The following is an 18538-nucleotide window of genomic DNA, read 5'->3' as shown; positions in this document are numbered from 1 at the left end:
TCAGGCTCCTTCGGGGCGGGCTGCCAGCAGGGTGAAGGACACGGTGCTGCCCTGCCCCGGCGCGGAGTCGATCCAGATCGTGCCGCCGTGGCGCTCGACGATGCGCTTGGCGATGGCCAGGCCGATGCCGCTGCCCTCGTAGCGCCCCAGTTCGTGCAAGCGCTGGAACATCTGGAACACGCGCTGGGCGTACTGCATGTCGATGCCGATGCCGTTGTCGCTGACCTGGAACAGCCAGCGATGCCCCTGCGGCCGCGCCGAGATCCGCACCCGCGGCGGCGCCTCCGACCGGAACTTGATCGCGTTGCTGATGAGGTTCTGCAGCAGCTGATGCAACTGGCCCTCGTCGGCCTGCACGCGCGGCAGCGGACCGCTGTCGACGATGCCGCCCGACTCGCGCAGCAGGCGCTGCAGCGCGTGGGTCACCGCCTGCAGCACCTGCTCCGTCTCCACCGGCATCAGCGGCTTGCCCTGCGAGCCCACCCGCGAGTACGCCAGCAGGTCCGCCACCAGGCGCTGCATGCGGCGCGCGCCGTCGGAGGCATAGCGGATGTACTTGTCGGCGCGTTCGTCGAGCTGCCCGGCATAGCGCTGGGCCAGCAGTTCCGTGTAGTTGGCCACCATGCGCAGCGGCTCCTGCAGGTCGTGCGAGGCGACGTAGGCGAACTGCTCCAGCTCGGCATTGCTGCGGCGCAGCTCGTCCTCGCTGCGGCGGCGCTCGGTGATGTCGATGATGGAGGCCACGACGTAATGCCCATCGGGCGCGTCGATCGGCGTCAGCCCGATCTCCACCGGCATCTCCGACCCATCCTTGCGCAGCCCGAAGAGCTCCCGGCCCGCGCCCATGGGCCGCGCCTCGGGCCGGCCGGAGAAGGCCGCCACGTGGCCCGGATGTCCGGCCCGGTAGCGTTCGGGGACCAGCATCTCGATGGGCTGGCCGAGGAACCCGGCGCGCTCGTAGCCGAACATCTCCTCGGCCCGCCGGTTGACCAGCCGGATGCGGCGCGCCGAGTCGATCATGATCATCGCGCTGGGCGAGGCCTCGACCACCAGCTCGAAGCGTTCCTGGGCGCGCTTGCGTTCGGTGATGTCGATGATGGCGGCCAGCGTGCACAGGCCCTCGGCCGTGTCGATGGGGCTCAGGCCGATCTCGATGGGCACTTCCTCGCCGTTCTTGCGCCGGCCAAAAAGGTCGCGGCCCGCGCCCATGGCGCGTGTTTCCGGCCGCGCGAAGAAGTCGTCGACATGGCGCGGATGGCCAGCGCGGAAACGGGTCGGTATCAGGGTCTCGACCGTCGCGCCCAGCAGGTCCTCCCGCGCATAGCCGAAGAGCTCCTCGGCCTTGCGATTGACCAGCCGGATCCGGCGCTCCCGGTCCACCAGCACGATGGCGTTCGGGATCGCCTCCACGATCGACCGGAACCGGTCGTCGGCGGGGTTGTCTGTCACGGGAGCCCTCCCTGGGCGTGCGTTTTTCGCACAAGATTTGAACGCAGGTGTATCACGGGCGCGGGGCGTCCGCCAAGGGGGCTCGTCGCCGAGGGGGGCGACGGGTTGTGGCAGCGTTCGCGGCGAGGGCACCGCTTACACTGGCGACCCCCATGCGCCACAAGCGCCTGGGGACCGCACGGCGCCCTGCGTGGCGCCGGTTTCCCTTCAAGCATCACAAGTGCAGGCTCCGACATGAACGCCTTGACCGACATCGCCCGCGCGCTGGCCGCCGGCTCGTCCGACTCCCTCCCCTCCTCGCTCTTCGGCCTGCCCGACCAGGCCCCGCACGAACGCGTGCTGCTGGCCGCCGATCCGGTGACCGGCCTGAAGGCGATCCTGGCGGTGCACAGCACCGCGCGCGGCCCGGCCTTCGGCGGCTGCCGCTTCTGGAGCTACGACAACGAGCTGGCCGCGCTGAACGACGCGCTGCGCCTGTCGCAAGGCATGAGCCTGAAGAACGCGCTGGCCAACCTGCCCTTCGGTGGCGGCAAGGCGGTGATCCTGAAGCCGCAGGGCGAATTCGATCGCGCGGCGCTGTTCGCGGCCTTCGGCCGCGCGGTGCAGTCGCTGCAAGGCGCCTACATCACGGCCGAGGACGTCGGCACGACGACGGCCGACATGAAGGGCATGATGGCCCACACCTCGTATGTGTCGGGCATTCCGCGTGATGGCGCCTTCGGTGGCGACCCGAGCCCGAAGACCGCATACGGCGTGTTCGTGTCCATCGACGAAGGCGTCAAGCGCGTGCTGGGCCGCGACTCGCTGGAAGGCGTGCGCGTGGCGCTGCAGGGTCTGGGCGCGGTGGGCTGGCACCTGGCCGAGTACCTGCACCAGGCCGGCGCGAAGCTGGTCGTGGCGGACGTCAACGCCGAGAAGGTCGCGCGCGCGCAGACCGAGCTGGGCGCCAAGGCGGTGGGCGTGACGGAGATCCTGGCGGCCGACGTCGACGTGGTGGCGCCGTGCGCGCTGGGCGCGACGCTGAACGCGCAGTCGATTCCCGCGCTGAAGGCACAACTGATCGCTGGCGCGGCCAACAACCAGCTGGCGACGGCGGCCGATGGCGACGCGCTGCAGGCGCGCGGCATCACCTACCTGCCGGACTACCTGGTGAATGCGGGCGGCATCATCAGCGTGGCGCGCGAGTACCGCAATGAAGGCGAGGAAAGCGCGGTGATGGCTGAGGTCGGCCAGATCCGCGGCCGCGTGGCGGAGCTGCTGGACCGCATCAAGACGAGCGGCCAGACGCCGGCCCGCGAAGCGGACGCCTGGGCGCGCTCGCTGCTGGTCAAGCCGGCCTGAGCGGACGGCTCATTCGACGCAGCGGCGCCCCGAGGGGCGCCGTTTTTCATGGGGCCAGCGTCACGCGGCGCCGCATCTCGGCGGGGTACTCGACGAAGCCGAGCGATCGATAGAGGCCCTTGCCCTGCGGCGTCGCGCCGAGGTTGAACTCGCGCACGCCGAGCGCCTCGCAGGCTGACATCGCGCGTGCGACGAGATCGCGCGCGATGCCCTGGCCACGGAACGCCTCGTCGGTGAAGACATTGGCGACGCGCCCCATCACTCCACCGGGATTGGCCCGCGTCGGTCCCCAGTCCAGCAGCACGACGCCTGCGCCGCCGATCACCTGGCCCTCATGCATGGCGAAGAAGCCGATGTAGCGGCGGCTGCCGATTCGCGGACGCACCCATTCGGCATAGCCAGCCCGTCGCGGCGCGTCATCCTCCCGATGACACGCATGCGCGGCGATCTGCTCGGCGTCCGAGGGCAGCGCGCGGCGCACCGCCCAAGCCTGCTGCTCCACGGCGGAGTCCATCTGAACCGTCATCTCACTCCTTCGGATGCCACCAGTCGAAAAGGCGAGGCAGTCTACGTGATTCGGCGAATCGATATCCAACCCAGTGGTCACCGGCTCAGCGAGTAATCACGACAGTCGCTTGACACTGGATAACGGCCTCAAGGTTCTGGAAATCAACAGCTTGGGTGGCGACGCGGTCGCCGCCATACGCATTGCCGGAATTCTCGAAACATCCGGGCTTTCGCTGCGGGTTGCTGGATTCTGCATGTCGGCCTGCGCCAATTACCTGCTGCCGGCGGCCAGGGCGGTTACTCTCGTCAATGCAACCATTGAATTTCACGGCAGCCCATGGGCCTGTTTCCAGCAGTCATCGGCCATCGACGGCGTCATCCAGTGGGGGGTTTCAAATTACTTGACGCTCTGGCGGGTCGCGCGTCAGGACGAGGAATACATGTCCAAATATCCGCGCCTCGAGGAAATCATCGTCCGCTCCCAGCGGCCCGACCGCGGCGCCAACGATGGAAAACCTCGAGATTGGTTGCTCGTTCGGCCTCAGGATCTCTTGAGATACGGTATACGGATTCAGGCACCGACGAGCTCGGTGACTTTCGATCGACTCGTCGCCGATCCATCAGACGGTTTGCTCGGACCGGTCTTCGTTCCGTAGGGAATGGCCGGCGCCCCTGCGCTTCAGAGTGAAGCGGTCATCGGCCGATGACCGCCCGCAGCGCGCGGTGAGCAGCGAACGCGGCCAGTGTGGCTTGGTCAGGTCCACCGTAGTCGATGAACTTCAGGGGCGTTCTGGCCAACCAGAGCGAGTGCTCCAGCAGCGTTCGATCCGGCAATTCGCGCAGCGCGACTTGAAGCTGAAATGCCAAGTCGTTGAGCGATCCCAGGACACGGCGGCTTGCCGTCTTTCCAACGACCCAACGTTGCATTGCGTCGAGCTCGGCAGTCGCATCGTCCGCTGGAACGCCAATGGCGGTGAACATCAGCTCCACCGCCTCGCACAGCCGCTGGACCTCCCGTGCCGGCACCACGACGGGCAGCAAGCTTCGCTCGCTGACAGCGAGCACGACCTGTATCCGGCCAACGCGGATCAGATTGGCGTACCAGTCGCCGAGGACAGTGTCCGGCGGTGCCGGCCCTGGTTCAGGCGCGGCGTTCAGCCGGTCGAGGAGCTTCTCGGTGCAGCGAAGGGCAAACACGATGCTGAGACGGGAAGACAAAAGCCAAGTATCGAGGCTGGCCAATGTTCCCGGTGCATCGAACGGCTTCAAGGAGGTCTCGCGCCAAGGCACGAGACCCCGTTGCGCAGACGTCAGGCCTCACGCGGCCCGACGGCTCGCTACTTCGTGGCGACGGCACGGAGCTTGCCGTCGTTCGTTGGCTGGAATTCCCCGAACCCGGTCGATCCGTCCGCGAACAGCACCACCATGCGCGAGCCAGCGAAATCGCCAACGCGGACGCCGGACGACACATCCCCTTGGAAATCCGGATCGATTCCCCCAAACCTCACCGCCTTGTCAGGCGAGAAGTTGGCAAATCGCGCCGTCACCACCTCGGTGTCCACACCATCGGTACCGACAAGCGTCGCGGGTCCGGAGAAGAAGCCGAATGTGTCGAAGAGGATCGGAAACTTGGCCGTCCTCGTGCTGACGCCCACCTCGCGAATCTCTCCGCTGCTGGCGTTCTGAAGATTGAGGTTGATGCTGAAGCTGTCCAGCGGTCCATCGAAAGTCGCCACAAGTTCCTGAGCCATGATCGGTTCCTCTTTCCATGCTGAATGCGAATGGCGAGCCGCCAGCTCGCCGCGGGCGCGGTCAGGGCAGGAACGCCCGCCGCGAGACCCACTATTCGGCCGCGGACATCTGCTCGCATCCGCAACCTTGTCTATGCCGCGTCCGTTTTCGCCAGCAATCTAGGGGGCTTCCTTGTTCTCGGAATCCCACGGCGAGCTCAGCGCCTGAACCCCGCCGCCAGCGCGCCCAAGCCGCCTCGCGGCTCCGCGAGGCTCTCCAGGTAGCGCTCGCATACCGCCGCGGGCGTCTCGCCTTCGCCCCACGCCTGCGCCATCCGACGCAGCCCCGCCCTCGCCTGCCGCGACAGGCCGCCTTCCAGCGGGTCATCCGCCAGCGCCATCAGGCGCTCGATATAGAGCCGCCGCGTGTCCGCGTCGCTGCCCAGCAGCCGCAGCAAGGCCTGGCCCTCGCGCCGGAAGCGCGCTTCGCTCCATGACACCGCCTCGGCCGGCTCCTGCTGCGCGCAGAGGTACTCGAGCGGCCCCAGCGATCGCCACGCCCCGCCTTGCCGCGCCCCGCCCCACGCCTGCCGGCGTCCGCTCGGAATGCGCCCGCTGCGCAGCCCCTCCAGCAGCGTCGACGCCACCACCGCGCAGGCTTGCGCATCGCCGTTCTCCCCCACATAGGCGAGCAGCGTCAGGAAGTCCGGATAGAGCGCATCGCCCAGCCCGCGGCAGATCTGCTCGAGCAGTGCCAGCCGCTGCCCCGCGTCGCCCAGGTCCACGCAACCCGACAGCAGCGCCTGCGCGGCGCGGCGCCATTCGGGCTCGCGCGCGCGATCGTTCATGGGGATGCGAGTCCCGCCCGCATCAGGCCCCATCAAGCGGGCTCACCCGCCAGCGCCGCCAGCACCCGCGCGGCATGCGCCTGCACGCCCAGGCCCCGCGCCTGCGGCTCCACGTCCGCCCGGAGCAGCGCGTCGCCGACCGGCAGCTCGCGCCTGCCCTCGCCCGCCGCGCCTCCCAAGGCGCCAACCCCCGTGCCCAGGCCGGAAGGAAGCGCGCGCTCGGTGGCGAGCGCGGCGGCGGCAGGCAGCGGCGAGGTGGAGGACAAGGGCGTCATGGCGGCACTCGTTGGGGGCACCCGGAGGTCGGCCCCCTGATGGGGGGCGCTCGATCCAGTGGCATGAAGCCTACCCGCCCTCGCCCGCGCCGGGAACTGCGGCCATTCCTAGTTGGGGCGAACCGCATTGCGAACGCTCCCAGCTTTCGCGGCTCCGGCCCAGCCGCTTCAATCTCGCTGCAGTTCCACCACCACCGGGCCGTCCGCCACGCGGCGCCCGGTCAAATCACCTGTCAGCAGAGGAGAGAGCGAGATGATCAGCAACACCACCGTGTCGGCGTCGCTCAGCGCGTCGGCCACCAGCGCGCAGACCGGCCCCGGCGGCGTCCTGTCCAGCAACCCCACGCATGCCAGCACCAGCATGCAGGGCGGCAAGGCCGTCTTCGAGAACGACAACTACCGCATCACCGCCGGCGACAACAACGAGATCAAGATCCACAACAAGAACACCGGCGAGGACTACCGCATCTGGGGCGACCCCCACGTCGACATCGACGGCAAGCACAGCTTCGACTTCTGGGGCACCACCACCTTCCGCCTGGACGACGGCACCAAGCTCACCGTCGAGACCGTGCCCGCCAGCAACAACATGACGCTGGCCAGCAAGCTCACGATCACCAGCGGCGACTACGCCGCCCAGATCACCGGCATCGACACCAACAAGGTCGGCGACCTGCATGTCGAGGAGGCCCAGGGCTGGGGCCGCGTGCTCGACAACGCCGTCGCCGACGGCAACACGCTGCACGAGAACACCTTCGGCAAGGGCTTCATCGCCGTCGACAACAACGGCCAGTTCCGCCAGGTCGACCAGTCCTACATCAACGCCACCGACCTGCAGAAGGGCGGCGCCGCCGCGCAGGCCCAGGCGCAGATGGCCGACCTCTACCGCGCTGCGTTCTCGATGAGCGGCCTGGTCGGCATCGCGATGGCCGGCCTGCTGCTGCGCAGCCTCGGCGGCGACGACGCCGGCCATGGCGGCCGCGTCTACGCCGGCGGCAACCCCTGGTTCAACGAAGCCGGTTCGGCCAGCAACGCCGCGTCCTCGTGGACCAGCCGCCTGGACCTCAGCTTCAGCCTGTCGATGACGCGCTGGAACGCCTGAGCCCAGGCCTCCCAGAAAAGTGATCGGACGGCCCGGCCCTCGGCGGGCGCCAGGGCCGTCCCCATGCCCGGCGCGCCGCGGCCCGTCCGATCGCGGACGCCCCGGCTTCCGCCGCGCCCGCCGGCGTCCTCCAATGGCCGGCAGACAAGGAGCCCGACATGAGTGCAGTGCAGAACTACCGCGTCCAGAGCGGCGACACCGTCACCGGCATCGCGCATCGCCATGGCGTCTCGCCTGAAGCGCTGATGCGCGCCAACGGCATGGACGCCCGCCAGGCCGACGGCCACGCCGGCCGCGGCGCCGCCGACCCCGACCGGCTCCAGGTCGGTCAGCAGCTGAAGATCCCCGTGGCCACCGCCGGACTCGAGCGCGACCATCGCGTCGTCGCCGGCGAAACCCTGGCCGGCATCGCCGCGCACTGGGGCGTCAGCGTCAAGGAGCTGCTCGCCGCCAACCCGCAGTTCGACGCCAGCAAGCTCGGCAGCCATCGCGGCAGCGGCCGCGGCCAGGACCCCGACCTGCTGAACATCGGCGACCTGATCCACCGCCCCGCCCCGGCGCCCGTGCCCGGCGACTCGGCCGCGCGAGCCTCGGTGGACACCGCCGTGGGCACCGCCGTCCAGCAAGCGGCCGCGCCCATCGCCGGTCACGCCAACGCCTCGATCGACCTGCGCCGCTTCACCGATCCGGTGCTCGGCTCCAACGCGCCCGCCGCGATCGTCATCGGCAATGCCGAAGGCACCCGGCGCCCCGACGGCGGCTTCACCGCCGCCTACGGCGGTCACACCGACCCCGGCAACGCGGCCCACAACCGCGGCTCCTTCTCGTACCAGCACGCGGCCTCGAGCCCCGCCGACGCGGACCGCCGCCAGCTGCAGACGCTGCAGGACCGCCTGCCCGCCTACGAGGCCGCCGCGCGCCAGGCCGGCCTGGACCCGAACAACGCCCGGCTGGCCTCGGCCTACCTCGACCTCTACAACCAGTCGCCCACCGCCGCGCAGCGCTTCCTCAACCAGCTCGACACGCTGCGCGGCCAGCCCATCGACGCGGCGCATCTCACGGACCTGCGCGTCAACAGCTACGTCGACCGCTCGACCGGCGAGCGCTTCCACCTCAGCAACGGCGGCCAGGCCGGCAGCGGCTTCGTCACCATCGCGCGCAACCAGCTCGGCCGCGCGCCGACGGAAGCCGAGGTGCAGAACGTCATCCGCGCCGACCAGCAGCGCCGCACCAACGCCGTGGAGACGGCACTGGATCGCCAGGGCCTGCTGACCAACGCCCCCGCGGCCACGGCACCCGCGAGCGCGCCCGCGGCAGGCAACGCGCCGCGCTGGCTCGAGATCGCCCGCGGCGAGCTCGGCACCACCGAGATTCGCGGCGGCCGCGACAACCCGCGCGTCGTCGAGTACCACCAGGCCACCTCGCTCAAGGCCAAGGACGACGAGACCTCGTGGTGCTCCTCGTTCGTCAACTGGTCGATGCAGCAGGCCGGCATCCAGGGCAGCGGCAGCGCCGCGGCGCGCAGCTGGCTGAACTGGGGGCAGGCCGTGCCCCGCGACGCCGCGCACGTGCGCCCCGGCGACGTGATCGTGTTCCCGCGCGGCAACAACCCGGCGCAGGGCCACGTGGCGATCGTCGACGCGGTGCTGGCCAACGGCCAGGTGCGCGTGCTCGGCGGCAACCAGCGCGGCCAGTTGCAGGCCGACGGCACCCGGCCCGATGCGGTGACCTACTCGACCCGCGCGCTCTCCGACGCCATCGGGGTGCGCCGCGCGCCCTGAGTCCGGAAGGCGGCTGAACACCGCCCCCACTTCCCGCGACACGCGGTCACCCTTCGATGCCGGACAGGCGGTGCCTCGCGCCGATACTGCCCGGCATCGCCGCTTTCCGGCCGACGGGCCGGCGCTTCCGATGCACGCTCGCCTGTCCCTCCTCCCTCCCTTGCTCGCCGCCGCGCTCAGCGGCCCGGCGATCGCCGCCGATGCGCCGTCGAAGGCCGGCTCGCCGAACGCCGCGGAGAAACCCGCCGCCGGCATCGACACGCCGCCCACGCTGCTGTCGTGCTCGGCCGATGACATCAACCGCTTCTTCGTCCGGCTCGACGGCAATGGCGCGCCGCTGGCCGCCGGCGCGTCGGTCGTCGCCGGCACGCGTGACTGCGATGTGTCCAGCTCGGGTCCGGCGCAGGCGCAGCCCGATGGCTCCTGGCGCTTCGCGTGGAATGACGCGCTGCTCCACCAGCCCTACCAGATGAATGTCACGCGCTCGGGCGCGAGCTACCGCGTGACGGTGTCACCGGCGCAGTGCGGCGCGCTGGCGCTGGCGCCCTCGGCGACGCTCACGCCCGGTGCCAAGGGCTGCACGGCCTCGGTCGACCGCGATGGCGCGCTGGTGCAGTTCTGGCGCGCGCTGCGCGAGGCCATCGCGCGCGATGACGGCGCGCTGCTGCAGCGCCTGTCGCTGCCCAAGGTCCAGTTCGCCGAAGGGCCCGATGTGATGGAAGCGCCGTCCTCGATCATGCGCACCGGCGCGCGCTGCATGCCGGACGTGATCGCGCCGGTGAAGGGCATCACGATCGGCCAGATGCTGGCCGATCCCGCCGATCCCCGCATCGACATGCCGCCGGTGAGCAGCACCAAGCGGGGCCTCAACCTCGCTGACGCCATGACGCTCGCGTGGACGCCGCGCGGCTGGCGCATCGAATACCTGAACGCCTCGCGCAGCGTCTTCAGCCGGTGCAAGGGCTGAGCCCTTGCATCGCGGCGCTCAGGGCCCGACGGTCATCCCGGCCGGCCCGATCGTCATCAGCGACGGATCGCGCTTGAGCGCCATGCGCAGGTTCGCGCGCGCCGAGTCGCGCAGGTTGGCCAGCCGGTCGGCGGGCAGCGGCTGCTTCTCGTTGGACATCTGCGCCAGCGCCATGAAGGTGCCCACCATCGCCTGCTGCTCATAGAAGTCGCGCAGCGCCTGCGGCGACTGCCGGCCCAGCGTGTTGCGCAGCTGCGGGCTCGCGCGCAGCTGCTGCGCGACGGCGACGAAGTCCTCGTCCGCCACCTGCGCGCCCTTCATCACCATGTAGTTGCCGACCAGGAAGGCCGCCACCGCGCCCGCCACGTCGTTGCGCGGCCAGCCGAACTTGGCCTCGAGCTTCTGATAGACCTCCAGGCTCTGCGCCAGCGTCGACTGCATCGCCGCCTGCTGCGCCTTCGGGAAGCGCTGCGCGATCTCGCGCGCGTTCTGCTCGACGCGTGGCGGGGCATTGGCGATGGGCGCCTGGCTGCCCACCGCGGCGGCCGCCCCGGGCGACGGCCGGCCGAGCGCCTCGTCGAGCAGCTCCGGGAACGGCTCCAGCACCTGCGCCCGCGCGGCCAGCGGCGCGCCGCCCAGCATCGCCGCGAGCGCGGCGCCGGCGATCGCCACCTTCATGGCGCCGCCCATCGTGGCGCCTCCCGTCGTGGTCCGGATGGATCGATGGATCGACATCGCACTCTCCCTGTTCAAGCGGTTCCAGGATTCAAGGCAACCAGCCGACGGTCCCGCAGGACTTCAGCGGGGCGCCGTCGCCCGCGACGCGGAGGCCGTAGCGCTCCTCGTCGCCGACGCCGTCGACGACATGCGCGCTCTCGTCGAACGGCAGCACGAGCACCGGCCGGCAGGCGTCGTAGCCGCCGGCCATGCCCGGATTGACGCCGCGCACCACGAACGCGATCCAGCGCCCATCGGGCGACCAGGTCGCGCCCTGCATGGACAGGCGCACGTTGCCGCGCGCCAGGCGCGGCCCGGGCTCGGTCAGCAGCTTGAGCCCGCTGCCATCGATGCGCGCCGTGAAGAGCAGCCCCAGCGGCACCTCGCCGCGCGTCTGCAGCGTCAGCAGCACATGCCGCCCGTCGGGGCTGACCTTCAGGCGCGCGCCCTCGGGGTCCACCGCGCGCGGCAGCGCGAGCCGGTTCTGCGACACGATGCCCCCGCCCGGCCGCGCGACCACCAGCGTGTCGCCCGCGAGGTAGACGTAGCGGCCATCGGGCAGCCAGTCGATGGCCAGCGTCGCGCGCTCGGTCGGATAGCGCAGCGGCGAGCCGTTGTCGATGAGCTTCAGCCCGCGCGTGATGACGAACAGCCGCGGCTTGCCGTCGCCATTGGGCCACCAGTAGCCGGCCAGCAACTGGCCGTCGGGCGATGGAATGGCCGAGCGGAACTTGGGATCCAGCCCGCGCTGGCGCAGCGGCTGCAGGCCGATGCCGCCGTCCTCGCGCAGCGAGCGGGCATCGAAGAAGGACAGGTTGCCGACCGGGTCGGTGCGCACCAGCGTGCCGCTGCCGCCGGGCTGGCCCGGCTGCCACACGTCGGCGCTGGTCTGCGCCTGGCCGGCGGGACTGCGCGGCAGCACGCGCGAGCGCCCGCTGGACAGCTCGATCAGCCGCGTGTCGAAGGCGCGTCCGCGGCTGTCCTCGACCAGCATCCGGCCGGGCAGGTTCGCCGTGGCCGCCGAAGCCGCAGAAGCCGCCGAGGCGGTCGGCATCGCGCCGCCAACGAGCGCGGCCAGCGCGGCGATCCCGATGAACACGGGCATCGCGGCCGCCGCCCATCGCCTGCCCCGGTGTTCAGGGGCTCCGCGCGATCCCTCCGTCATTGCCAGCTCATCCCCCAGCCTCCGCAATCGTTGATGACCTTCTTCGCGCCATCGGCGCCGGTGACGGTCAGCTTCGCGTCCGCGGCATCGGACAGCCCGTCGATGGCGAGCGCGTTCGAACTGGACGGTATCACCAGCACCGGCTGGCACACCTCGTTGAAACCGGGGACACCGGGATTCACTCCTCGCACCGAGAACGCGATCCAGCGGCCGTCCGGCGACCACACCGCGTTCGAGTGCGCGAGCCGCGCGCCCGCCGTCGCGGCGCGGTCCGAGGGCTTGGTCAGCTGGCGCCAGCCCGTGCCGTCCAGGTTCACGGCGTAGAGCAGCATGAAGGTGGTGCCGTTGAGCGTCGTGGGCAGCGTCAGCAGCAGCTGCGTGCCATCGGGGCTGACGCGCAGCGAGCCGCCATCGGTCTCGACGTTGGCGGGCAATGTCAGCGCCGTCGGTGTCTCGACGCCCGCGGCCAGGTCGGCCACCACGATGCGCGGACCGGCCAGGTAGACGTAGCGGCCATCGGGCAGCCAGTCGAACAGCTGGCGATGCGCGAAGCGGTCGTAGCTGAAGTTCGAGCCGGACACCACGATGCGGCCCGCGCGGTCCATCACCGTGATCAGCGGCGCGCTGCTGCGGTAGTTGGCCTTGAAGTAGGACAGCAGGTACTGGCCGTTCGGCGACACGCGCACCGGGCTCTGGTAGTCGGGCTGGTCGGTGTTGGCCAGGTCCGCGGCCTTGATGCCGCCGGCATCGGCCATCGTCGCGGTGGAGAAGATCGTCAGGTTGCCCGAGTCGTCCACGCGCGTCAGCGTGCCGCCCCAGCCGCCGTACCAGGCGTCGGGCAGGCTCGAGTAGGCGGTCGCGATCTGGCTGCGCGGCAGCGTGTCGGCAGTGCCGCTGGCCAGCGTGATGCGCGCCGGGCCGGCGCCGCTGGTGTCGACGATGAGGCGGCCTTGATCGGTCGGCGTCGCCGTGGGACCGGGCGCCGGTGCCGGTGCCGGTGCCGGCGCCGGTGCAGGTGCAGGTGCAGGTGCAGGTGCAGGTGCCGGTGCAGGTGCCGGAGCGGGCGCTGGGGCCGGGGCCGGCGCGGGCGCGTTGGGATTGGTGCCGGAGACCGGCGGCGGTGCCGGCGCGGCGTCCCCGCCGCCGCCGCCGCAGGCCGCCACGGCCACGGCGGCGGCCACGCCGGCCAGCGCCGCCTTCAGCGATGCGGGCTCGGAGCGGCGGGAACGGGTGTCGGTGCGTGCGCTCATCGTCTGGAACTCCTGGATCGGACCTGGTGGGGAAAGGCGGGAGGATGCGAGAGGGATGCGAGGCAGCGGAAGAAACGGAAAAGGCGGAGGAGGCCCAGCCCCCTCCGCCATCGCGGCCGGCGCCCCGTCGCCGGGGCGCGCCGTCGTTCGCCTTACTGCTTGCGGGCCATCGAGCCCAGCGCTTCGCCCAGCGACTTGATCGCCGTGGAGAAGGTGTTGTTCAGCATGCTGTATTCCTGGCTGGTGGCCTGGAACTCGGTCATCTTCTGGTTGAAGGTCTCGGCGTTGGCCTTGTCGGTCTCCACGTCGCCGGTCTTCTTGTTCAGCTTGGACATCTCGGCCGACAGACCGACCAGGTGGCTGGCCTTGTCGCCCAGCACCTTGCCCATGGCCTTGGCGATGGCCTGCAGCCAGCCGCCTTCGCCGGAGTCGTCGTCGCCGGTCGCGGTGCGGCGCACCTGCGACAGGACCTCGTCGACCAGGCTGCCTTGCAGGTTGGTCTTGAACTTGTCGAAGGCGCCGCCGGCCTCCGACTTCACCGCCGATTGCAGGTCGGCCGAGACGCTGTTGTCGCGCAGGCCGGCCAGCGTCGAGCGCGAGGCGTCCTTGATCTCGTCGCCGATGAACTTCGGCATGCCGTGCTTCTCTTGCAGCTCGTTGACCGCGCCGTTGACGGCGTCGCCGATCGCGTCCTGCAGCAGGTTGCCGACCGCCTGGCCGATCATGGCGCCGATGGGGCCGCCGAAGGCGCCGCCGACCAGACCACCGATGGCGCTCAGCAGACCGCCGCCGCTACCGCCGAGAACGCTGTTCAAAGCTCCAGACATTGCTTCTCTCCTGAATGTCGCGGCCGCGGTCCCGATGCCCAGGACTCGACGGCTGCTCTGTTGACCATCACCCGTCGCCTCGTGGCGGCCGATGAACTCGAAGCCCGCGCCGCCTGGTCCCGGAATCCCGGAAGCCTTCGCGGCGCCGACGGATTGCATTTCAGTCCCAAGCGCCCTTCCCCGAAAGTCAGGACCGTCGGCAGTCAGGGCGCGTCCCGACTAGGGTTGTCCGCATTCGCGCCGTCCCGGCGGCGCACCGTGAGGTCCTCGCCGGGCGCGGCGATGCCATCCGTCTCGCGCTGTCCTTCGCGACGGACCTCGCGGGCCCACAGGATGACCTCGGCGATGATGTCGAACAGGTCCGGCGGGATCGCCTCGCCGACCTCGGCCCGCGCGAGCAGGTCGCGCGCCAGCGGCACGTTGCGCACGATGGGCACGCCGGCCTCCTCGGCGGCCGCGCGCATCGCGGCGGCGACCTCGCCTTCGCCCTTGGCCGAGATCGACGGCACCGGGCAGCGCTCGCGGTCGTAGTCGATGGCCACGGCGATGTGCGTCGGGTTCACCACCAGCGCGCTGGCCACCCGCGCCGCCTGCGACGAGTTCTGCTGCGACCACTCCGCATGCGCCTGCTTGCGCTGCTGCTTGAGCAGCGGATCGCCCTCGTTGTCCTTGAACTCCTGCTTGATGTCGCGCAGGCTCATGCGCATCTTCTTCGTGAACGAGTGGCGCTGCCACGCGGTGTCCAGCATCGCCACCAGCACGAAGGCGCCGAGCGCCCACGCGCCCAGCCGCCAGGTCGCGTCCCAGAGCAGGTCCCCGAAGGCGCGCGCGCCATCGCCGTCCTGGCGCAGCAGCGCGATCCACTGCGGCAGGCTGTGGCGCACCAGCAGCCAGCCGAGTCCGAGCAGCACCGCCGATTTCGCGACGTTCTTGACCAGCTCCATCAGGCTGTCCATCGAGAACATGCGCTTGATCCCCTCGGCGGGGTTGAGGTGCTCGAGCTTGGGCGAGACCTTCTCCATCGCCCACACCGCGCCGACCTGCAGGAAGTCGGTCAGCAGCCCCACCGCCACCACCGGCAGCAGCAGCGCCGCGGTCAGCCACGCGACGCACTCCAGCGCCGCGCCGCCCAGCGAGCGCGCCACCTGCGCGAAGCCGCCCGCGTCCCACCCGCGCTCCAGCGCGATGAACAGCAGCTCGTTGAGCGCCCACAGCCGGTCCGCCGCGGGGCGGATCAGCACCGCGAACAGCAGCACCCAGACCAGCAGCGTGACGGTGCTGACCAGGTCGCGGCTCTTGGGCACGTCGCCCTTCTTGCGGGCATCGAGCAGGCGTTTCGGGGTGGGTTTCTCGGTCTTGTCGCCACCGCTGTCGGCCATCCTCCCGGGTCCTCCTGGAACTGAGGTTGACGCGGAGACACGGCCCCGCCCCGGTCGCTCGCCGACCGCCGGGCAGGGTCATTCCGCGTGAAAGAGTTCACATTCGACGCAGATTCCATGGGACTTGGATGACCAACCCGTTTCAAACGTAAGCACCTGTTTCTTAGGGGGTGCCTCCCGGCACCTGACGTTTTGATGCTTGCAACTACGCTTAATGGCAAGCGCTGTGCCATCGCGACGCGGTTTGAAACACACCGTTACGCCTGGCCGTTGGAGCTATTGGTGAATCGCGCCGGCATCGGAATAGTCCGCCCCGAACAGGGAGAACACGACCGATGCCTTCCACGCAGAACGGTCGGGCCGCAACGCAACGCTTCATCAGCGCTCGGGCGCGCTCGACGTTTCCATTTCCGCTTTCGTTCCTGGCACCGCTGCTGCTGCTGGGCGCCGCGCCGTTCGCGCGGGCGGCCGACACGGTGCACTGCCAGGTGCCCGACATCGCGCCGGGGTCAGGGCTTGCGGCGGCCGGGCAAGACCTGACGCCGGCCAAGTTCAGCCTGGTCGCGCGCTACTGCAGCGGCGCGGCGGCGGCCGAAGCGGCCACGCCGGCGCAGGCGCCGCGCGCGGCGCAGCTCGAGCTCTATGCGACCGGCTATCGCTCCGGCCGCCTCGCCCCTGAAACGGCCGATGCGCCGGACATGTCGATGCCATCGATGCGTCCGGCCCGCCAGGGGCCCTTTCCGCCAGCGCCGTTCCCGTCGAAACAAAGCGCCACGCAGCGCATCCTTGCGATGGCGCAAACGTTAAACGCGGCTGCGGAGCGCCATGACATCGACCCTTTGCTGCTCCACGCGATCGCCCATGTCGAGTCACGCCACAACGCCGCGGCGGTGTCGCCGGCCGGCGCGCGCGGCCTGATGCAGGTGATGCCCGCCACCGCGCGGCGCTTCGGCCTGCGCGATCCGCAGCGCGAGCTGATGGCCGCGCCGCTCAACGTCGAGGTCAGCGCGGCCTACCTCAAGACGCTGCAGGCGCGCTTCGGCAACGACCTGCCGCTGGTGCTGGCGGCCTACAACGCCGGCGAGGGCGCGGTGCAGCGCCACGGCAACCGCATCCCCGACTATCCGGAGACCCGCGACTACGTCGCGCAGGTCCTGCGCGCCTACCGGGCGCTGCGGGAGGTCACCGTCGCGAGCCCGGGCGGCGCCGCGCCATGAGCCTGCACGCCTACTTCGATCGCGCCACCGGGAGCCGCGAGGGGCTGCTGTCGCGCTATGTCGACCTGCTGCTGGTGGCCGGCGTGATCGCCATCGTCGCGCTGATGGTGCTGCCGCTGCCGCTGTGGCTGATCGATCTGCTGGTGGCGGCCAACATGGCCTCGGGCGTCCTGCTGCTGCTGGTGGCGATGTACATCGCCGGGCCGATCGAATTCGCGGTCTTCCCCAGCCTGCTGCTGATCACCACGCTGTTCCGGCTGTCGCTGTCGATCGCCACGACGCGCCAGATCCTGCTGCATGCCGACGGCGGCCACATCATCGCCACCTTCGGCAAGCTGGTGGCCGGCGGCAACCTGGTGGTCGGGCTGGTGGTGTTCCTGATCATCACGGTGGTCCAGTTCATCGTCATCGCCAAGGGCGCCGAACGCGTGGCCGAGGTCGCGGCGCGCTTCTCGCTGGACGCGATGCCGGGCAAGCAGTTGTCGATCGACTCCGACCTGCGCTCCGGCCTGATCGACAAGGACGAGGCCAGGCGCAAGCGCCGCCATCTGGAGCTCGAATCCAAGCTGCACGGCAGCCTGGACGGCGCGATGAAGTTCGTGAAGGGCGACGCGATCGCCGGCATCGTCATCATCGCCATCAACCTGATCGGCGGCCTGGCGGTGGGCGTGCTGCAGCAGGACCTGGCGGTGGGCCAGGCGCTGCACACCTACTCGATCCTGTCGATCGGCGAAGGCATGGTGGCGCAGATCCCGGCGCTGCTCGGCGCGATGGCCGCCGGCCTGATCGTGACCCGCACCGCCGACGAGGACGAGCGCCACCTCGGCGACGCGATCCGCCGCCAGCTCGGCGCCAAGCCGCGGGTGCTGGTGGTCGGCGGCGCGGTGTGCGCGCTGTTCTCGATGGTGCCGGGCTTCCCGGCGCCGGTGTTCCTGCTCCTGGGCCTGCTGATGCTCTCGAGCGGCCTGCTGCTGATGCCGATCTGGCAGCGCCGCCTGGAGCGGCTGCGCGGCCGGGCCCTGCCCGCCGGCAAGCGCGAGGCGCCGCCCGCGATCCAGGAGGCGCCCGCCGCGCAGCTGCCGCCGGCGCTGCCGCTGCTCCTGCTGCTGCCGGCGCCGGCGCTGCGCGGCGACGACGGCCGCGCGCTCGGCGACGCGCTGGGCCGCATGGTGGCGGATTTCCAGCTGCACCTGGGCGTGCCGCTGCCGCGCATCGCGCTGCATGGCCGCGATGCCGGTCACGGCGCGGTCTGGGAGCTGATGGTCTACGAGACCCCGGTGGCCGCCGGCGCCATGCCGCCGGCCGCCGCGGGCCCGGTCGCGCCGCTGCTGGCCGAGGCGATGCGCCAGACGCTGCGCCGCCATGCGCCGCTGTTCGTCGGCATCCAGGAGACGACCGCGATGCTGACGCAGGCCTCGGCCGAGCTGCCCGACGTGGTCAAGGAAGTGCTGCGCGCGCTGCCGATCCAGCGCGTGGCCGAGGTGCTGCGGCGCCTGGTCGCCGAGGAGGTCTCGATCCGCAACCTGCGCGACGTGCTGGAGTCGCTGGCTGAGTCCGGCCAGCGCGAGAAGGACGTGCAGACGCTGACCGAGTTCGCGCGCATCGCGCTCAAGCGCCAGACCAGCCACCGGGTCGCGCCCGGCGGCGTGCTGCGCTGCCTGATGCTGACCCCGGCGCTGGAGGAGACGCTGCGCCAGGGCCTGCGCGTGAGCGGCGGCGTGGCGCAGCTGTCCATCGAGCCGGCGCTGGCGCAGCAGATCGCCGGCGCGCTGCTGTCCGCGCAGGCCGCGCACGGCGCGGCCGCCATCGTCACCGCGGTGGACCTGCGCTGGCACGTGCGCAAGCTGATCGAGGCCGAGGCCTTCGACACGCCGGTGCTGTCCTTCCATGAACTCGTCGCCAGCCTGCGGCTGGAGGTCGTCGAGCGCGTCGAGCTCCCCGAGCTGCCGATGCTGAGGGCCGCCTGAGCCCGACCCGAACCGG

The 18538-nt window shown here is 70.8% G+C and carries 18 protein-coding genes; 7 read left to right on the top strand and 11 right to left on the bottom strand.

What is annotated here, in order from left to right; genetic code table 11:
* Window positions 1-1449 carry a sensor histidine kinase gene (locus ACEN96_RS12485; RefSeq protein ID WP_495588331.1) on the bottom strand — a complete coding sequence of 483 codons (1449 nt, stop codon included), beginning with the start codon at window positions 1447-1449 and terminating at the stop codon, window positions 1-3.
* Window positions 1450-1683: 234 nt separating this feature from the next.
* On the opposite strand from ACEN96_RS12485, the gene ACEN96_RS12480 reads away from it, so the two are divergent.
* Window positions 1684-2790 carry a Leu/Phe/Val dehydrogenase gene (locus ACEN96_RS12480; protein WP_495588330.1) on the top strand — a complete coding sequence of 369 codons (1107 nt, stop codon included), beginning with the start codon at window positions 1684-1686 and terminating at the stop codon, window positions 2788-2790.
* Between the two features lie 46 nt (window positions 2791-2836).
* On the opposite strand, the gene ACEN96_RS12475 is transcribed toward ACEN96_RS12480, so the two are convergent.
* Complete coding sequence (locus tag ACEN96_RS12475) at window positions 2837-3316, bottom strand: GNAT family N-acetyltransferase (protein WP_495588329.1); 480 nt, start codon at window positions 3314-3316, stop codon at window positions 2837-2839.
* Window positions 3317-3425: 109 nt separating this feature from the next.
* On the opposite strand from ACEN96_RS12475, the gene ACEN96_RS12470 reads away from it, so the two are divergent.
* Window positions 3426-3953: a hypothetical protein gene (locus ACEN96_RS12470; RefSeq protein ID WP_495588328.1), complete on the top strand. Its 528-nt coding sequence runs from the start codon at window positions 3426-3428 to the stop codon at window positions 3951-3953.
* A 37-nt stretch (window positions 3954-3990) separates the two neighbouring features.
* Here the strand turns inward: ACEN96_RS12470 and ACEN96_RS12465 are convergent, their stop codons facing one another.
* The 4 genes from ACEN96_RS12465 to ACEN96_RS12450 all read right to left on the bottom strand — a co-directional run bounded on the left by ACEN96_RS12465 (window position 3991) and on the right by ACEN96_RS12450 (window position 6150).
* On the bottom strand, window positions 3991-4566 hold the full coding sequence (locus ACEN96_RS12465; protein ID WP_495588327.1) for a DUF6933 domain-containing protein: 576 nt from the start codon (window positions 4564-4566) through the stop codon (window positions 3991-3993).
* A gap of 68 nt (window positions 4567-4634) precedes the next feature.
* A complete protein-coding gene (locus ACEN96_RS12460; RefSeq protein WP_495588326.1) occupies window positions 4635-5048 on the bottom strand; it encodes a hypothetical protein in 414 nt (137 codons plus the stop codon).
* 197 nt (window positions 5049-5245) lie between these two features.
* Window positions 5246-5875 (bottom strand): hypothetical protein, encoded by a 630-nt coding sequence (locus ACEN96_RS12455; RefSeq protein WP_495588325.1) that lies wholly within the window; start codon window positions 5873-5875, stop codon window positions 5246-5248.
* A gap of 32 nt (window positions 5876-5907) precedes the next feature.
* The gene (locus ACEN96_RS12450; protein ID WP_495588324.1) at window positions 5908-6150 is read right to left on the bottom strand and encodes a hypothetical protein; all 243 of its coding nucleotides are present in this window, start codon (window positions 6148-6150) and stop codon (window positions 5908-5910) included.
* A gap of 253 nt (window positions 6151-6403) precedes the next feature.
* Here ACEN96_RS12450 and ACEN96_RS12445 point away from each other — a divergent pair, with 253 nt between their 5' ends.
* The 3 genes from ACEN96_RS12445 to ACEN96_RS12435 all read left to right on the top strand — a co-directional run bounded on the left by ACEN96_RS12445 (window position 6404) and on the right by ACEN96_RS12435 (window position 10000).
* A complete protein-coding gene (locus ACEN96_RS12445) occupies window positions 6404-7252 on the top strand; it encodes a DUF1521 domain-containing protein (RefSeq protein WP_495588323.1) in 849 nt (282 codons plus the stop codon).
* Between the two features lie 158 nt (window positions 7253-7410).
* Window positions 7411-9033, top strand: coding sequence for a TIGR02594 family protein (locus ACEN96_RS12440; protein ID WP_495588322.1), 1623 nt, complete (start codon window positions 7411-7413; stop codon window positions 9031-9033).
* 130 nt (window positions 9034-9163) lie between these two features.
* On the top strand, window positions 9164-10000 hold the full coding sequence (locus ACEN96_RS12435) for a hypothetical protein (protein ID WP_495588321.1): 837 nt from the start codon (window positions 9164-9166) through the stop codon (window positions 9998-10000).
* An 18-nt stretch (window positions 10001-10018) separates the two neighbouring features.
* Here ACEN96_RS12435 and ACEN96_RS12430 read toward each other — a convergent pair whose 3' ends face one another.
* From ACEN96_RS12430 to sctU, 5 genes are all read right to left on the bottom strand, one after another.
* On the bottom strand, window positions 10019-10735 hold the full coding sequence (locus tag ACEN96_RS12430; RefSeq protein WP_495588320.1) for a DUF6683 family protein: 717 nt from the start codon (window positions 10733-10735) through the stop codon (window positions 10019-10021).
* A 31-nt stretch (window positions 10736-10766) separates the two neighbouring features.
* Window positions 10767-11822 (bottom strand): TolB family protein, encoded by a 1056-nt coding sequence (locus ACEN96_RS12425; RefSeq protein WP_495588319.1) that lies wholly within the window; start codon window positions 11820-11822, stop codon window positions 10767-10769.
* Window positions 11823-11878: 56 nt separating this feature from the next.
* A complete protein-coding gene (locus tag ACEN96_RS12420) occupies window positions 11879-13132 on the bottom strand; it encodes a TolB family protein (protein WP_495588318.1) in 1254 nt (417 codons plus the stop codon).
* A gap of 152 nt (window positions 13133-13284) precedes the next feature.
* Entirely contained in the window at window positions 13285-13959 is a 675-nt protein-coding gene (locus ACEN96_RS12415; protein ID WP_495588317.1) for a hypothetical protein, read from the bottom strand.
* Window positions 13960-14162: 203 nt separating this feature from the next.
* Window positions 14163-15338: a type III secretion system export apparatus subunit SctU gene (sctU, locus tag ACEN96_RS12410; protein ID WP_495588316.1), complete on the bottom strand. Its 1176-nt coding sequence runs from the start codon at window positions 15336-15338 to the stop codon at window positions 14163-14165.
* A 335-nt stretch (window positions 15339-15673) separates the two neighbouring features.
* On the opposite strand from sctU, the gene ACEN96_RS12405 reads away from it, so the two are divergent.
* Entirely contained in the window at window positions 15674-16555 is an 882-nt protein-coding gene (locus ACEN96_RS12405) for a lytic transglycosylase domain-containing protein (RefSeq protein WP_495588315.1), read from the top strand.
* Window positions 16552-18522 (top strand): FHIPEP family type III secretion protein, encoded by a 1971-nt coding sequence (locus ACEN96_RS12400; protein ID WP_495588314.1) that lies wholly within the window; start codon window positions 16552-16554, stop codon window positions 18520-18522. The genes ACEN96_RS12405 and ACEN96_RS12400 overlap by 4 nt, the downstream gene beginning before the upstream one ends.
* The last annotated feature ends 16 nt before the right edge of the window (window positions 18523-18538 follow it).

It is taken from the genome of Roseateles sp. Mitsp63 (assembly GCF_059491535.1).
The sequence above is the reverse complement of the archived record's forward strand: the minus strand, read 5'-3'. Positions and strand labels throughout refer to the sequence as shown.

Excerpts from the sequence above, each read along its gene's own strand:
- ACEN96_RS12430 (WP_495588320.1), bottom strand. The coding sequence starts at position 10,735 with ATGTCGATCCATCGATCCATCCGGACCACGACGGGAGGCGCCACGATG.
- ACEN96_RS12455 (WP_495588325.1), bottom strand. The coding sequence starts at position 5,875 with ATGAACGATCGCGCGCGCGAGCCCGAATGGCGCCGCGCCGCGCAGGCG.
- ACEN96_RS12405 (WP_495588315.1), top strand. The coding sequence starts at position 15,674 with ATGCCTTCCACGCAGAACGGTCGGGCCGCAACGCAACGCTTCATCAGC.
- ACEN96_RS12440 (WP_495588322.1), top strand. The coding sequence starts at position 7,411 with ATGAGTGCAGTGCAGAACTACCGCGTCCAGAGCGGCGACACCGTCACC.
- ACEN96_RS12475 (WP_495588329.1), bottom strand. The coding sequence starts at position 3,316 with ATGACGGTTCAGATGGACTCCGCCGTGGAGCAGCAGGCTTGGGCGGTG.
- ACEN96_RS12435 (WP_495588321.1), top strand. The coding sequence starts at position 9,164 with ATGCACGCTCGCCTGTCCCTCCTCCCTCCCTTGCTCGCCGCCGCGCTC.
- ACEN96_RS12480 (WP_495588330.1), top strand. The coding sequence starts at position 1,684 with ATGAACGCCTTGACCGACATCGCCCGCGCGCTGGCCGCCGGCTCGTCC.
- ACEN96_RS12450 (WP_495588324.1), bottom strand. The coding sequence starts at position 6,150 with ATGACGCCCTTGTCCTCCACCTCGCCGCTGCCTGCCGCCGCCGCGCTC.
- ACEN96_RS12445 (WP_495588323.1), top strand. The coding sequence starts at position 6,404 with ATGATCAGCAACACCACCGTGTCGGCGTCGCTCAGCGCGTCGGCCACC.
- ACEN96_RS12415 (WP_495588317.1), bottom strand. The coding sequence starts at position 13,959 with ATGTCTGGAGCTTTGAACAGCGTTCTCGGCGGTAGCGGCGGCGGTCTG.
- ACEN96_RS12400 (WP_495588314.1), top strand. The coding sequence starts at position 16,552 with ATGAGCCTGCACGCCTACTTCGATCGCGCCACCGGGAGCCGCGAGGGG.
- ACEN96_RS12460 (WP_495588326.1), bottom strand. The coding sequence starts at position 5,048 with ATGGCTCAGGAACTTGTGGCGACTTTCGATGGACCGCTGGACAGCTTC.
- ACEN96_RS12420 (WP_495588318.1), bottom strand. The coding sequence starts at position 13,132 with ATGAGCGCACGCACCGACACCCGTTCCCGCCGCTCCGAGCCCGCATCG.
- sctU (WP_495588316.1), bottom strand. The coding sequence starts at position 15,338 with ATGGCCGACAGCGGTGGCGACAAGACCGAGAAACCCACCCCGAAACGC.
- ACEN96_RS12425 (WP_495588319.1), bottom strand. The coding sequence starts at position 11,822 with ATGCCCGTGTTCATCGGGATCGCCGCGCTGGCCGCGCTCGTTGGCGGC.